Raw genomic sequence first — 13,366 nt, 5'->3', positions numbered from 1 at the left:
CACGTCACGCTTCCCCCACACAGGTTTGGCGTGACGTGCCTTTTTTTATCGCCACAAACTCATCCGTTGAGCAGGCGTTAACGTTTTATTTGGCTGCCGAGGCTTCGGCCACCGGGTCAAAATCGAAACGCAAGATCGGCCCGCGCTTGCCTTCTTTACTGCTGAATTCAGCGTCGGCTGTGGGACTTCCGCTCAAGCAGAATGCGATTTCGCGCTTTCCTGCCTGCAGAGCTTGCTGTACGGCTTGAGTGACATCGAGGGTTTTCATCACCGTGTCTTTCCACATCTGGACATGGCCTAACGCCGGTGTCGATGGGCATTGCGTGATGACAGGCTGGTGGGCATTTTCATCCCAATCGGCGTTCGGCAGCGCATATAACCGTACCTGCCCGGTTTCGCCGCTCACCTGACGTCCGTAAAGGCGTAAATCGGCCTTGGTGATGGTATGGCTGGCGAGGCGCTCCGGCAGCTCGAATTTGATCAGGCCAATGTTATTTTCGCCCCCGACCTTGATGACCGCATCGTCAAAATGTTTTTGCCCCTCTTTAGCCGAGATCCCGCCGTCGGCGCTGCTGCGTTCGAAATCGCCGGTGATGTCTTTATCGCAAGCCACCTTACGATTGAGGCACTCTTCAACGCTGTAGCGAGTGGTGCGCGGGTTCCAGGCGGCAAAGAAGTCCGCATGGGCGCTGTACAGATCGCCCCAAACGGGAGTGAGGGCACCGTGCTCGTCAACCGTCGGGTTCATGGACAGTTTGGCCCCCTTAAGATTACCGTCATCATTCATCGCGTAGTGGATCCGCATGTTCAACTGCGGGATCTTCACGGGGAAAGCAACGGGACATACGCCATTCTCGCTGAATGCAGCATTGCGATTTTTAGGGTTGGCGGCGGTTTTCAGGTTTTTACCATCCCAACAATCCGGGAAGCTTAATGAAATATTGAACTCGGCTCCCTCATCAAACCCCGGGATTTGCGGGCAACTTTCTGGTGGTTGGTTTGAATGGTCGCCACCTTGCAACGACGTGCGGCAATAGAACCATACGTGCGGATCATATTGGCCCGCAGGGCGGTGGTGGTTGCCGGCCAGCAACTGCAATCCCGGTGGGATAGGGGCCGCCGCCTGCTTTTCCGGGTTGTCGTTGCGGTAATACACTTTGATGTAGGAGGGTTTGACGAGGGTGCCGTTAGCGCGCATCAGCTGTGGTGCCCAGTACGATGAACTGTCATACGTAGAGGTGCAGGTGGTTCTAGGGGCGTGCTGCAGCGACTCGGTGGTGGTCATGGCGTCGGCGCTGGTATTGCCGAAAAAGTCATGAATCATCGAAAATCCGGGGCGGCCGGGCATGACAATGGCGTCATCGGCCAGCGTATGTGAATAATCGCACACCACGTTAAAAATACCGGTATCGTAATCGGCAATCACCTCTACTGGGGTAAAGTCAGGGACCAGTGATGATGCACCGACAAAAAATGGGATAAATAATGATGAGGCAATAGAGTAAGCTAATTTATTCCTTAACATAACGGCTCCTTGGTTAGAGATATTTTTTAAGTGTGATAACACTCGGTGAATATAAATCCCCGGCTAATTTCGAGAGATTATTATTCACTGATTAAATAACTTTTTTCACCTTCACTATTCCACGAAATCTGGCGGGTGACCTTATTGTTACGATGTGTGGTCTTTCACAGGATAATTCTGTGTGACATTCCTTATCAGTGGGTTAGGTGTTTTATTATGGGTGTTTTCATCGCGAGGTTCATCGGGAATGCTGGGTTTAAACGTGTTCAATTGTAACTCAGGGTCGATGTGTGATTGGGCTGTAATAGAGTTGAAGAAAATAATGGGTAACTGTGGGCGTTATGCTGGGAGAGAAATACATTTCATTAAAGACAAGTAACACCGGGGCTGGATTATTATGATTTTGGAGGAAATAATCACGAAAGTATTTTCGATGGCCGGAACTATGCCCCTGTCCGGCCTTATTCCTTTCCGAGGGGCATCTTCATAACTCGGTTATGACATACCGCGTATTACTTCGGACAGCTGGTTGAAGAACTCGCCAAACAGGTGCTCACAAAACGGCGCCAGCATCGGCATCATCATGCCGATGGTCATAATGCCAATGGTCATGGTCACCGGGAAACCGATGACGAACACCGACAGCTGCGGTGTCATGCGGTTAAGCAGGCCGAGCGCCATGTTCAGCGTCAGCAACAGACAAATCAGCGGCAGTGCCAGCATCATGCCATTGATGAAAATCAGCGACCCGGCCTGGGTCAGGGCGAGAAAACCATTGCCGTTCAGCGGCTCGGCCTGGATCGGCAGGGTATGGAAGCTGTCCACCAACAAAGAAATCAGCCACAGATGGCCATTGAAACTGAGGAACAGCAGCATCGCCAGCAGGTTGAGCAGCCGTGCCAACACCGGCATGTTAGGCCCACCGCTGGGGTCGAAGAAGGTGGCGAACGACAGCCCCATCTGCATGCCGATCACTTCGCCGGCCAGGCGTATCGCCGCGAAGGCGAACTGCATGGTCAGGCCCAGCGCCACACCGATCAGGATTTGCTGGGCCGCCAGCCACAGGCCGGCCGCGGAGAAAATAGGCACGGTGCTGGTGGGCAGTCCGGGGGCAATCAAAATGACGATCAGCCCGCCGAGGCCAATTTTCACCTTCTTGCTGATCTGCTTTTCGCTGAACACCGGCGCGGTGCTGATCAGCGCCAGAATGCGCAGCAGCGGCCAGAAATACTGGCTGAGCCACACGCCGAACTGTGCGCTGTCAAATGTGAGCATGGTTAACCAATCAGGTTCGGCAGGTTAGTGAACAGCGTACGCATATAGTCCAGCAGCAGGTTCAGCATCCACGGCCCGGCAATCACGATGGTCGCGACCACCGCCAGGATTTTGGGAATGAACGACAGCGTCATTTCATTGATTTGGGTTGCGGCCTGCAGCAGGCTGACCACCAGGCCGCTGACCAGCGCGGCGAGCAATAGCGGTGCGGCCAGGGCCAACGCCACTTTCATCGCCTCGGTGCCCAGCGCCATAACCGATTCGGGTGTCATGATGGATCCCTCAGTGGCGGCGGGTATGCCGCAAATTACGAATAGAAACTTTGCGCCAGCGAGCCCAGCAGCAATTGCCAGCCGTCCACCAGAACAAACAGCATCAGCTTGAAGGGCAACGAGATGGTTGCCGGTGGCACCATCATCATCCCCAGCGCCATCAATACGCTGGCGACCACCAGATCGATAATCAGGAACGGAATAAACACCGTGAAGCCGATTTGGAACGCGGTTTTCAGTTCGCTGGTGACGTAGGCAGGCAGCAGGATGCGCATCGGCACCGCTTCCGGCCCGGCCAGCGGCGGCTGGTTGGCGAGCTTGGCATACAGCGCCAGATCGGTTTCACGCGTTTGGCGCAGCATAAACTCGCGCAACGGTTGTGAACCTTTATCGAGCGCGATATCCAGGCTGATTTTGTCCTGACTGAATGGCAAGTAAGCGTCCTGATAAACCTTGTCGAACACCGGCGACATAATGAAAAAGGTCAGGAACAGCGCCAGGCCCAGCATCACCTGGTTGGGTGGGGCAGAGGGGGTACCGAGGGCATTACGCAGCAACCCCAGCACGATGATGATGCGGGTGAAGCTGGTCATCATCAGCAGCATCGCCGGCAGGAAGCTGAGTGAGGTCAGCAGCACCAGCGTTTGCACCGGCAGCGACCAGCTTTGGCCGCCGTTGGCCAGCGGCTGGCTGATCAGACCGGGCAATTGCGCCAACGCCGCAGGGCTGATCAACAACAGGGCGGTGGCTAGAATGCCAAGGCATTTTTGGCCTCGCCCACGGGTGGCGACACAGGGAACGAGGGATTTCATGCCGATTTTTCCGGACGTTTGAGAACTTTTTGCATCAGTTGGCGAAAATCCGCCGGCGTGGTCACTGCGGCGGCGTCGGTGTCCTGCGCCGGAGCGGGCAGGCTATGCAGCGGGGTGATTTGCTGGGCGGTGACGCCCAGCACCAGCAAGGTGTTATCCACTTCGATCACCACCACGCGCTCGCGTTGCCCGACCTGACAGCTGGCGCGCAGGTTGAGCAGCTTACTGTTGCGTGCCTGCGGGGCAAAGCCCAGGCGACGGAACAGCCAGCCGGCCAGCAGGATCAGCAGCAAAATGCCGCCGAGTGCGCTGCTGACCTGCGTCAGCACTGAACCGGCCGGCAGTGCCGGCTCGGTGGATTGCAAGGTGCCCACGGTGGGCGCGGCGGCGCTTGGGTTCATCAGCGGCTCAGGCGGCGCATGCGCTCGGAAGGGGTGATGATATCGGTAATGCGCACGCCGAATTTGTCGGCGACCACGACCACTTCGCCCTGGGCGATCAGATAACCGTTGATCATAATATCCAGCGGTTCACCCGCCAGCCCATCCAACGCCACGACAGAGCCCTGCGACAGGCGCAGCAGTTCCTTGATGGTCATCTTGGTGCGGCCCAGTTCAACGGTCAATTTGACCGGGATGTCGAGGATCAGATCGATATCCTGCAGGCTGCCGCTGGTATCCTGCGGCTCCAGCGATTTGAACACCGCATCGCTGGCAGACGTCTTTTCGGTTGCTTGCTGTTCGTTAAACGCATCAGCCCACAGATCGTCCACGGATTCCTTTCCTTCGCCAGACGGTTGCTTAGGATCACTCATTTGGGCTGTTCCTCACTCAGAGCATTCAAAATAGGGTTAATCAAATGTTCAACACGCAGGGCGTACTGCCCGTTTAACGTGCCGTATTGGCTGGTCAAAACCGGCACGCCGTCGACGTGGGCGATAAGGCGATCCGGTTTATCAATCGGTAATACATCTCCCGGCTGCAGCTTCAGGATTTTTGACAGGCGCATCGGGATATCGACGAAGTTGGCAATCAGCTCCAGCTCGGAATGTTGCACCTGCTTCACCAGCGTTTCACGCCAGTGGCTGTCTTCCTGCCGCGAATTTTCCAACGGTGGGTTGGTCAGCAGTTCGCGCAACGGTTCGATCATGGCAAACGGAATGCAGATGTTGAACTCACCGCTCAGCGCACCAATTTCCACCTGGAAAGGCGTGGTGACCACGATGTCGTTTGGCGACGTGGTGATATTGGTGAACTTCACCTGCATTTCAGCGCGCACGTATTCCACGTTGATCTTGTAAATTGCGCTCCAGGCGTCGCCGTAGGCGTCCAGCGCCAGTCGCAGCATGCGCTTGATCACCCGCTGTTCGGTCGGCGTGAATTCGCGGCCTTCCACTTTGGTGGGAAAGCGACCGTCGCCCCCGAACAGGTTATCTACGGCGATAAATACCAGGCTCGGCGCAAACACGAACAGCGCGGTACCGCGCAGCGGGTTCAGGTGCACCAGGTTCAGGTTGGTGGGCACCGGCAGGTTGCGCGCAAATTCGTGGTACGGCTGGATCTTGATCGGGCCAACGGTAATGTCCGGGCTGCGGCGCAGCAGGTTGAATAACCCCATGCGGAACTGCCGGGCAAAACGTTCGTTGATGATTTCCAGCGCGTGCAGCCGTTCGCGCACCACTCGGCGCTGGGTGGTCGGATCGTACGGCTTGACCTCGCTCTCATTGAGGGCAACCGCTTCGGGTTCATCACCCGCGCTGTCGCCGTTGAGCAAGGCGTCGATCTCTGCCTGTGAAAGAATGCTGTCGCCCATAGTGATTACCGCAATATGAAGGCAGTGAACAGCACGTCGCTGACCACCTGCTTCGGTTGTCCCTTAACCAGCGGCGGGCTAAGCACGTCCTTAATCTGCGCCACCAGTTGCTGCTTTCCTTGTTCACTGCTCAACTGGCCCGCTTCCTGACGGGACAGCAGCATCAGCAGACGGCTGCGCACCTCCGGCAGGAAATCATTCAGTTGGCGGCGGGTACTTTCATCCGGCAAGCGTAACGTCAGGCCGATATACAACACGCGATCCGGGTTGTTATCGGGCGTCATCAGATTGACGGTAAAGGTGTCCAGCGGCATAAACACCGGTGCGGCCGGGGGAAGTTCTTTGGCTGCGGGCTGCGCGCCCTCCTGGTGCTGCTTGAGCTGCCACCAGCTGTAGCCGGCCGCGCCGCAGGCGACGAGGGTTATCAGCACCAGCAGAATGACCAGAAGGGAGCGTTTCGGTGCTGCCGGTAGGGTATTTTGAGACATAGATAAATCAAATTCCTGTTGTTATACCCGTCGTCTTTCAAGCTGCAGCGTTGTTCCCTGCACTCACTCCCCCCAGTCACTTACTAGAGTAAGCTCCTGGGGATGAGTGAGCTGGGCGCCTAGCTGCAACTTGAAATCCATAGGGTATATGCCCTTCATTTTTCAAGCTGCAACCTAAGATCTCGCGGGTATATAGCGCGTGTAAAAGCCGCACGCATGACATAATTTACCCAAAATATTTGGAGTTGCATCGCGCCGGCAAGTTTGTAAGTTCCCAGCAGCATAGATAACTATATGGCCGGGGCGCGCAAATGCAGCTTCAAGTATGAAGGGTAGCGGTATTATCGCGCCTATTCCGGCACGCAATAGCCAGAATAGGCAGGGAAAAGCGTTCCAGCTTGGGCGTTTGCGGCCACTCAGGCGAAAATATCAACGCCGCTGACGGCGCGGGCCATCGCCTGCAATTCCGGCGGCGCGCTGTGGGCATCGGCGGACAAATCGCCGTCACCCTGACGCTCGCGATAATCCGGGCGACCCTGCTGCCCGCTGCTGTGCTGCTGCGCCTGTTGCCACTGCGGCATCTGGTCGCCGCCCACGCTGCTTTGTCCCAAATTGATGCCACTCTCAGCCAGCGCATGGCGCAGCTGCGGCATCGCCGCTTCCACGGCGGCACGAACCTGGCCATGTGCCGAGGCAATGTGCAGCTGCGCCTGGTTGTCATCCAGCTTGAGGGTGATCTGTAACGCCCCCAGTTCCTGCGGATGCAGACGCAGCTCGGCGCTTTGCTGACCGTTGCGATGGAACATCAGTACCTGTTGGTTCAACGCCTGCTGCCACTCCGGGCTGCCCAACTGGGCGTTTAGCTGTGGCGTAGGCGGGGCAGTGACCAACGCAGCGGTTGGCGCTGCAGCGATAGTCGGGCTGGAGACCGGTGGGGCGATCAGGGAGGCATTCGGCGTTGGTGATTGGCTATCTGCGCCAAGCTTCAACGCCGCGGCATCCGGTTTTTCGTGCGCAACTGCAATTTGCTGTGGGCTGTCGGCACGGCTTTCACTGCCGAGCGACGCTGAGGTTACCGGCGTTGGCGCCTTTTGCGTGTCCGTTACCTCAGTCTGGCGCCCCAGCGAAGCGCTCATGAGCGTTGCAGGCTGAGGAGTATCTTGATCGCCTTCAAGGCTCAGTTCCGCCGCGCCGCTACCTGCATCAGGCATTGTTGGGGGAATGGCGATCGGCAGCATGGCGAACAGCGCTTGTAGCGTAGCGGCGTCGATCTCACCGGCAGGCCGCAGTGCGGCGTCGTGCGGCGGTCGCTCCAACGTCGGCTCCTCGTCGTTGCTGATGGCGACTGGCTGGCCTTGCGTTAACAGCGAAGGCGCCAACAACCCATCGCGCTCGCCGAATGCGGCCAGTAACTGCGTCAGTTGGTTGCGGCTCAGCGGCGCAGAGTCTTCTTCTGCGCTCAGCGCCATCGGTGACAGCTTGGTTGCGGACTTGTCGGCCGGCAGCACACGCGCGCCAAGCAGTTGAGCAAAAGCGGAAGAGAGCGATGACTCATCCAGCGGGGGCTGCGGGTCCGGCAACAGGCCGGTATCGCCCGGCAGCGACGGGCCCGGCAAAGCGTTCAGGTTCATTGATGTATATTCCTTTGTGCACTGCGTTGAGCGAACTCATCCATCAGTTTTTGATCCCGTTTGTTCTCCAACTGCAACTCCGCGCTCTGGGCTCGGGTATGCAGGGTTTCGAAAGCGTTCAGCCGTTGCTGTTTGTCCTGCCATTGCTTCATCGCGTGGTCCACTTTCTCTCCCCACTGCGTCAACTGCTGGCGGTGCTGGGCGATCGCCTGTTCCAGCGTGCCGATAAACTGCTGGTAGTTCTGCCAATTGGACGATTCCATGCCGCCGCTCAGTTGATTATTCAGCTTCTGACGGTACTCATCCTGATAGTTGAGCAGCATGGAAAGTTGCTGTTCAGCGGCTTGCTGAGCTTTGCGCACCTGGCCCAGTTGGCGAGTCGCCTGTTCTACTGCATCCTGCGCCAGATCGCGCAGGGTAATCAGGGGGGACTGTGGTTTCATCGGGTTTGCGCCTTTGGTGACGTTAAACGATCAACTGCTGTAACTGCTGGCAGGCGTCCTGGTAGCCGCTGCGCTCGAAAATGCCCTGCTGCAGATAGGCTTCCATCTGCGGATATAACGTCATGGCCTTATCCAGCAGCGGGTCGCTGCCTGCGACATAAGCACCGACGCTGATCAAATCTCGGTTGCGTTGGTAGCTGGCCAACATCTGTTTGAAGTTACGCACCCGACGATAGTGCTCTTCGTCGATCAGCGAGGTCATGGCGCGGCTGATGGAGGCTTCAATGTCGATGGCCGGGTAGTGGCCGGCTTCCGCCAGGCGCCGTGACAGCACCACGTGGCCGTCGAGAATGGCGCGTGCCGAGTCGGCGATCGGATCCTGCTGGTCATCGCCTTCGGTCAACACGGTATAAAAGGCGGTAATCGACCCGCCGCCGCTGATGCCGTTGCCCGCACGTTCGACCAGTGCCGGCAGCTTGGCGAAAACGGAGGGCGGGTAGCCTTTGGTGGCCGGCGGCTCGCCGATGGCGAGGGCTATCTCTCGTTGTGCCATGGCGTAGCGCGTCAGTGAATCCATGATCAACAGCACGTGCTGGCCGCGATCGCGGAAATCTTCAGCGATGCGTGTGGCGTAGGCCGCACCCTGCATGCGCAGCAGCGGCGAGACGTCCGCCGGAGCGGCGATCACCACCGAACGCGCCCGGCCTTCGGGGCCGAGGATGTTTTCGATAAAGTCTTTCACCTCACGGCCACGTTCGCCGATCAGACCGACGACAATCACGTCGGCCTGGGTATAACGCGCCATCATGCCCAACAGCACGCTTTTACCGACGCCGGAACCGGCAAACAGCCCCATGCGCTGGCCGCGACCGACGGTCAACAGGCCGTTGATGGTTCGCACGCCGACGTCCAGTACCTGTTCGATCGGCGTACGCTGCAGCGGGTTGAATGGCGCGGTGATCAGCGGTGCACGATAGCCGGTTTCCGGTGCAGGCAGGCCGTCGAGCGGCTTGGCGCTGCCGTCCAGTACCCGGCCCAGCAGGGCCGGACCGAGCGGCAGTTGCTTACTGGCGCTTTGGCCTTCCGGCGAGATGCGGGCGTAAACCCGGGCGCCGGGCACGATGCCTTCCACTTCTTCCAGCGGCATCAGAAACAGCCGCTGGCCGTTAAAACCGACCACTTCGCTTTCTACTTCCTGGACCTCACCGGCGTCGTGACGCTCGATCAGGCAGGTGGCACCGATCGGCAGCTGTAGCCCGGTGGCTTCCAGCACCAAACCGGTGGCGCGGGTCAGGCGACCGTAGCGGCGTACCGTCGGGGCGTGTGCGATGCGTTTTTCCAGCGCATCCAGTGAGGTCAGCCAGCGGCCGAGGCGCAGGGTCATTACACGTCTCCCGGAGCGGCCAGACGGCAGAGCTCATGCCAACGGGTTGCCAGGCTGGCGTCGAGATCGCCTTCGTCGGCGCTGACCTTGCAGCCGCCAGGGTGCAACTGACCGTCCGCCAGCAACCGCCAGCCGTGCAGACTGAGCGTGGCACCCAACTGTTGCTCGATTCGTTGATAGTCGTCCGGGTGCACGCGCAGCTGCGGCTTGCCGCTGAACATCGGCTCCTGCTGGATCAACTGTTGGATCTGCGCCAGCAGGGCAGTGCCGTCGCACACTGGCGGTTGGCCCAGCACCTGTTTGGCGGCCGTCAGGGCCAGCTGCATCAGGCGCGAGGCAATCACGCTGTCGAGGGCGTCCAGCGTGTGCTGGAATTCCGTCACCAGATGCTGCCAGTGTGCGGTCAGCGGCTGCTGCTGTTGCTGAGCTTCCAGCAAGCCCTGTTGGCGACCCTCTTCCATGCCGGCCTGGAACCCGGCGTCGTAGCCTTTTTGCTGGCCGTCCGCATAGCCCAGTTGCTGGCCCTGCTGCTCCGCCTGCAGGCGGAGCTGGGTGAGCTGCTGTTCCCGAACCAGGCTGTCGTCCAGCGATGCGCCGTCGGTGATTTCCACCGGCAGCGGCAGCGGGTCGAGCACCGGTTTGGGCTCGTTGAGATCGTTGAGCGACCAGGGCTGCCAGGGCAGGGTATTAATGCGATCAGACATAGGTGTCCTCGCCACCGCCGATAATCATTTCGCCACTCTCGGCCAAACGACGGACGACCAGCAGGATAGCCTTCTGCTCGTTCTCCACCTGCGACATGCGCACCGGGCCACGGTTGGCCAGATCGTCGCGCAGGATGTCTGCGGCGCGTTGCGACATGTTTTTGAGGAACTTCTCGCGCAGCGGCTGTTCCGCGCCTTTGAGCGCCACCAGCAAGGATTCGCCTTCCACTTCCTGCAACAGGCGCTGGATGCTGCGATCGTCGACTTCCACCAGGTTCTCGAACAGGAACATCTCGTCGATGATCTTCTGTGCCAGCTCGCCGTCGTATTCGCGCATGGCGTCGATAACCGCCTCTTCCTGCTGCGTTTTCATCAGGTTGATGATCTCGGCTGCGGTACGTACGCCGCCCATTTTGCTGCGCTTGAGGTTCTGGCCGTCGAGCAGGTTGTTGAGCACTTCGGTCAGTTCCGCCAGCGCCGCCGGCTGCACGCCGCCGAAGGTGGCGATACGCAACATCACGTCGTTGCGCAGCCGTTCGTCGAACAGCGCCAGAATATCCGCAGCCTGGCCACGCTTGAGGTGCACCAGGATGGTGGCGATGATCTGCGGATGCTCGTCGCGGATCAGATCGGCGGCGCTCATTGGCTCCATAAAGTTGAGCGTTTCCATGCCGGTGGTGGTCTCTCGGGATTCGAGAATATCCTCCAGCAGGCTGGCGGCACGTTCTTCGCCCAACGCCTTGACCAGCACCGAACGCAGGTAGTCGCTGGCGTTGACGCTCAGCGCAGCATACTGTTCGGCGTCGTCTTCGAACTCACGCAGTATTTCATTGAGCTGCTTGTGCGACACCTGGCTCATGCTGGCCATGGTGCCACTCAACTGCTGCACTTCACGCGAGGAGAGGTGCTTGAATACCTCGGCGGCGCGATCTTCGCCCAGCGTCATCAGCAGGATGGCGCTTTTTTCGGTTCCGGTCAGACTCATAGTTCGTTACTCATCCATTGGCGGATTACCAGAGCGACCACGCGTGGGTCTTTATCAGCCAAATCGCGGATCCGCTGGCTCTGGACTTCTGCACTGACGCGCTGCTGGGATTTCCTGTGCTGCGCCAGCTCCTCATTGCTGGGTTTGCTGCTGTCGGCCGGTTTGGCCATCGGCGTGGCGGCGGCGGCGAGTGCGGCCTTTTGTACCGCCTGACGGTTTTGCAGTTGCGGACGCACCAGTTTGCGCCACAATACCCAGGCGACCAGCAGGATCAGCAGGTAGCGGCCGGCGTCGATCAGACGATCGATAAACGACTGGCTTTGCCAGAACGGCAGCTCGCTTCCGGTGATTTCATTATCGGTAAACGGCGTGTTGACCACGTTGAGGGTATCGCCACGGGCGCTGGAGAAGCCCATCGACTCACGCGCCAGCGATTCGATCTGCGCCAACTGCTCTTTGCTCATCGGCAGCGGTTTGCCGTCCTTATCAGTGCCGCGATAGTTGATGACCACCGCGACCGACAGCCGCTGTACCGTCCCGGCTTTATGCTGGGTATGGCGAATGGTGCGATCGACCTCATAGTTGGTGGTTTCATCGCGGCGCGAGTTTTGCGGCCCGCTGCCCTTGGCTGCGGAACTGCGCGCCGTGGCCGTATCGGTTTTAGCCGCATCGGCATTAGTGCCGGCGGTGGCCGGTTGGGCGGTTTCAATCGGGGCGGCAGCCGGCGCGCTTGGCTGATTGGACAGTGCACCCGGCACGCCACCGACCAGTGGCCCACCAATTTGATCGCTTTGGCTCATTTGCTGCGAGCGTACGGCGGCCTTATTCGGCGCTTGGTTAGGCTGGTACTCTTCGTCAGTTTGTTCGCGGGTTGAGAAGTCGATCTGCGCGGTGACCTGAGCGCGCACGTTGGCGCTGCCGACCATCGGGGCCAAAATCGCTTCGATACGGCGCTGGTAGCGGCTTTCCACTTCGCTGGCGTATTTAAGCTGTGCGGCGTTCAGATCGCGTCCGGTGCCGTCGGACTGGGTCAGCAGGCGTCCGGCCTGATCGACCACCGTCACGTTGCCCGGCGGTAAACCGGCTACGCTGCTCGAAACCATATAAACGATGGCGTTGATCTGACCGTCATCCAGGGCCCGACCCGGTTGCAACGTCAGGGTCACGGAAGCGGAAGGGGATTTTTGCTCGCGGACAAAGAGCGAAGGCTTGGGCAGAGCCAAATGCACCCGGGCGTTTTGTACCGGCCCCAGTGATTCGATGGTACGGGACAATTCACCTTCCAGCGCTCGCTGATAGTTGATTTGCTCGCTGAACTGGCTGATGCCGAATTTTTCCTGATCCAGCAGTTCGAAGCCCACGGCGCCGCCTTTAGGCAGGCCGAGCTGCGCCAAACGCAGGCGGGTTTCATGCACTTTTTCGGCCGGGATCAGCAACGCTGCGCCGTTTTCGGCAAAGCGGTAGGGGATATTCATCTGCGTCAGCTGGGTGACGATGGCGCCGCCGTCGCGATCGTTAATGTTGCTGTACAGCACGCGGTAGTCCGGACTTTTCACCCATAACAGCAGTGCGACCACGATGGCGATGGCTGCGGAGGCCGCAATCAGCAGCGGGACTTTTGGGTTGGCGCGCAGACGGTTCCACATGGCCAGCAGGCCATTATCGCGGCTTTCGGTAGCGGAGATTGAAGCATTCATTTTAGCCCGAGTCCTTCAATGACGCTCAGGATCCGGTGCGGGCCACGGCGTAGCTCCCTGCCAGGCTGATGAACGGTGTGGTTAGCGTTGTGTGACAAAACAGACTCCCTGATACACATATAAATATACCCTATGCCTTTCAAGTTGCTGCCAGGCGACCCGCTCGCACATCCCTCGGTCTTGTAGGGGCGCAGCATGCAGCGCCTGAGTTAATCGGGGCGAATTTATTCGCCCCCTACAGTCATTGGGATGAGCGCGGGCAGACAACAACGCTGCAACTTGAAAAGCGACGGGTATAGCGGCGCTCCCATTTCTGGGCATGGTATTATTCGCCCTTG

General features: G+C 58.9%; 14 protein-coding genes. All 14 read right to left on the bottom strand.

Features of this window, described 5'->3' with window-relative positions; translation table 11 throughout:
• Positions 1-85: 85 nt before the first annotated feature.
• The gene (locus tag LQ945_RS03940; protein ID WP_270102305.1) at positions 86-1,525 is read right to left on the bottom strand and encodes a DUF1996 domain-containing protein; all 1,440 of its coding nucleotides are present in this window, start codon (positions 1,523-1,525) and stop codon (positions 86-88) included.
• A 495-nt stretch (positions 1,526-2,020) separates the two neighbouring features.
• Positions 2,021-2,800 carry a flagellar biosynthetic protein FliR gene (gene fliR / locus LQ945_RS03935; RefSeq protein WP_044552050.1) on the bottom strand — a complete coding sequence of 260 codons (780 nt, stop codon included), beginning with the start codon at positions 2,798-2,800 and terminating at the stop codon, positions 2,021-2,023.
• A 2-nt stretch (positions 2,801-2,802) separates the two neighbouring features.
• The gene (gene fliQ / locus LQ945_RS03930; RefSeq protein ID WP_041414697.1) at positions 2,803-3,072 is read right to left on the bottom strand and encodes a flagellar biosynthesis protein FliQ; all 270 of its coding nucleotides are present in this window, start codon (positions 3,070-3,072) and stop codon (positions 2,803-2,805) included.
• Between the two features lie 35 nt (positions 3,073-3,107).
• The gene (gene fliP, locus LQ945_RS03925) at positions 3,108-3,884 is read right to left on the bottom strand and encodes a flagellar type III secretion system pore protein FliP (RefSeq protein WP_044552049.1); all 777 of its coding nucleotides are present in this window, start codon (positions 3,882-3,884) and stop codon (positions 3,108-3,110) included.
• Positions 3,881-4,285: a flagellar biosynthetic protein FliO gene (gene fliO / locus LQ945_RS03920; RefSeq protein WP_044552048.1), complete on the bottom strand. Its 405-nt coding sequence runs from the start codon at positions 4,283-4,285 to the stop codon at positions 3,881-3,883. The genes fliP and fliO overlap by 4 nt, the downstream gene beginning before the upstream one ends.
• Positions 4,285-4,698 (bottom strand): flagellar motor switch protein FliN, encoded by a 414-nt coding sequence (gene fliN, locus LQ945_RS03915; RefSeq protein WP_020827506.1) that lies wholly within the window; start codon positions 4,696-4,698, stop codon positions 4,285-4,287. The genes fliO and fliN overlap by 1 nt, the downstream gene beginning before the upstream one ends.
• Positions 4,695-5,696: a flagellar motor switch protein FliM gene (fliM, locus tag LQ945_RS03910; protein WP_044552047.1), complete on the bottom strand. Its 1,002-nt coding sequence runs from the start codon at positions 5,694-5,696 to the stop codon at positions 4,695-4,697. Before fliM ends, fliN begins: the two co-directional genes overlap by 4 nt.
• A gap of 5 nt (positions 5,697-5,701) precedes the next feature.
• On the bottom strand, positions 5,702-6,184 hold the full coding sequence (gene fliL / locus LQ945_RS03905) for a flagellar basal body-associated protein FliL (RefSeq protein ID WP_044552046.1): 483 nt from the start codon (positions 6,182-6,184) through the stop codon (positions 5,702-5,704).
• A 416-nt stretch (positions 6,185-6,600) separates the two neighbouring features.
• Positions 6,601-7,815 carry a flagellar hook-length control protein FliK gene (locus LQ945_RS03900; RefSeq protein WP_270102304.1) on the bottom strand — a complete coding sequence of 405 codons (1,215 nt, stop codon included), beginning with the start codon at positions 7,813-7,815 and terminating at the stop codon, positions 6,601-6,603.
• Entirely contained in the window at positions 7,812-8,258 is a 447-nt protein-coding gene (fliJ, locus tag LQ945_RS03895) for a flagellar export protein FliJ (protein ID WP_020827502.1), read from the bottom strand. Before fliJ ends, LQ945_RS03900 begins: the two co-directional genes overlap by 4 nt.
• Positions 8,259-8,280: 22 nt before the next feature.
• A complete protein-coding gene (gene fliI, locus LQ945_RS03890) occupies positions 8,281-9,642 on the bottom strand; it encodes a flagellar protein export ATPase FliI (RefSeq protein ID WP_020827501.1) in 1,362 nt (453 codons plus the stop codon).
• Positions 9,642-10,346 (bottom strand): flagellar assembly protein FliH, encoded by a 705-nt coding sequence (gene fliH / locus LQ945_RS03885; RefSeq protein WP_044552043.1) that lies wholly within the window; start codon positions 10,344-10,346, stop codon positions 9,642-9,644. Before fliH ends, fliI begins: the two co-directional genes overlap by 1 nt.
• A complete protein-coding gene (gene fliG / locus LQ945_RS03880; protein ID WP_012145670.1) occupies positions 10,339-11,331 on the bottom strand; it encodes a flagellar motor switch protein FliG in 993 nt (330 codons plus the stop codon). The genes fliH and fliG overlap by 8 nt, the downstream gene beginning before the upstream one ends.
• Positions 11,328-13,028 (bottom strand): flagellar basal-body MS-ring/collar protein FliF, encoded by a 1,701-nt coding sequence (gene fliF / locus LQ945_RS03875; RefSeq protein WP_270102303.1) that lies wholly within the window; start codon positions 13,026-13,028, stop codon positions 11,328-11,330. The genes fliG and fliF overlap by 4 nt, the downstream gene beginning before the upstream one ends.
• Positions 13,029-13,366 lie beyond the last annotated feature (338 nt).

This window comes from Serratia liquefaciens (genome assembly GCF_027594825.1).
Taxonomy (GTDB): Bacteria; Pseudomonadota; Gammaproteobacteria; order Enterobacterales; family Enterobacteriaceae; genus Serratia; species Serratia liquefaciens_A.
The sequence above is the reverse complement of the archived record's forward strand: the minus strand, read 5'-3'. Positions and strand labels throughout refer to the sequence as shown.

Coding starts and splice junctions, on each gene's coding strand:
- fliH (WP_044552043.1), bottom strand. CDS start 10,346: ATGTCTGATCGCATTAATACCCTGCCCTGGCAGCCCTGGTCGCTCAAC.
- fliP (WP_044552049.1), bottom strand. CDS start 3,884: ATGAAATCCCTCGTTCCCTGTGTCGCCACCCGTGGGCGAGGCCAAAAA.
- LQ945_RS03940 (WP_270102305.1), bottom strand. CDS start 1,525: ATGTTAAGGAATAAATTAGCTTACTCTATTGCCTCATCATTATTTATC.
- fliO (WP_044552048.1), bottom strand. CDS start 4,285: ATGAACCCAAGCGCCGCCGCGCCCACCGTGGGCACCTTGCAATCCACC.
- fliL (WP_044552046.1), bottom strand. CDS start 6,184: ATGTCTCAAAATACCCTACCGGCAGCACCGAAACGCTCCCTTCTGGTC.
- fliN (WP_020827506.1), bottom strand. CDS start 4,698: ATGAGTGATCCTAAGCAACCGTCTGGCGAAGGAAAGGAATCCGTGGAC.
- fliJ (WP_020827502.1), bottom strand. CDS start 8,258: ATGAAACCACAGTCCCCCCTGATTACCCTGCGCGATCTGGCGCAGGAT.
- fliF (WP_270102303.1), bottom strand. CDS start 13,028: ATGAATGCTTCAATCTCCGCTACCGAAAGCCGCGATAATGGCCTGCTG.
- LQ945_RS03900 (WP_270102304.1), bottom strand. CDS start 7,815: ATGAACCTGAACGCTTTGCCGGGCCCGTCGCTGCCGGGCGATACCGGC.
- fliI (WP_020827501.1), bottom strand. CDS start 9,642: ATGACCCTGCGCCTCGGCCGCTGGCTGACCTCACTGGATGCGCTGGAA.
- fliQ (WP_041414697.1), bottom strand. CDS start 3,072: ATGACACCCGAATCGGTTATGGCGCTGGGCACCGAGGCGATGAAAGTG.
- fliR (WP_044552050.1), bottom strand. CDS start 2,800: ATGCTCACATTTGACAGCGCACAGTTCGGCGTGTGGCTCAGCCAGTAT.
- fliM (WP_044552047.1), bottom strand. CDS start 5,696: ATGGGCGACAGCATTCTTTCACAGGCAGAGATCGACGCCTTGCTCAAC.
- fliG (WP_012145670.1), bottom strand. CDS start 11,331: ATGAGTCTGACCGGAACCGAAAAAAGCGCCATCCTGCTGATGACGCTG.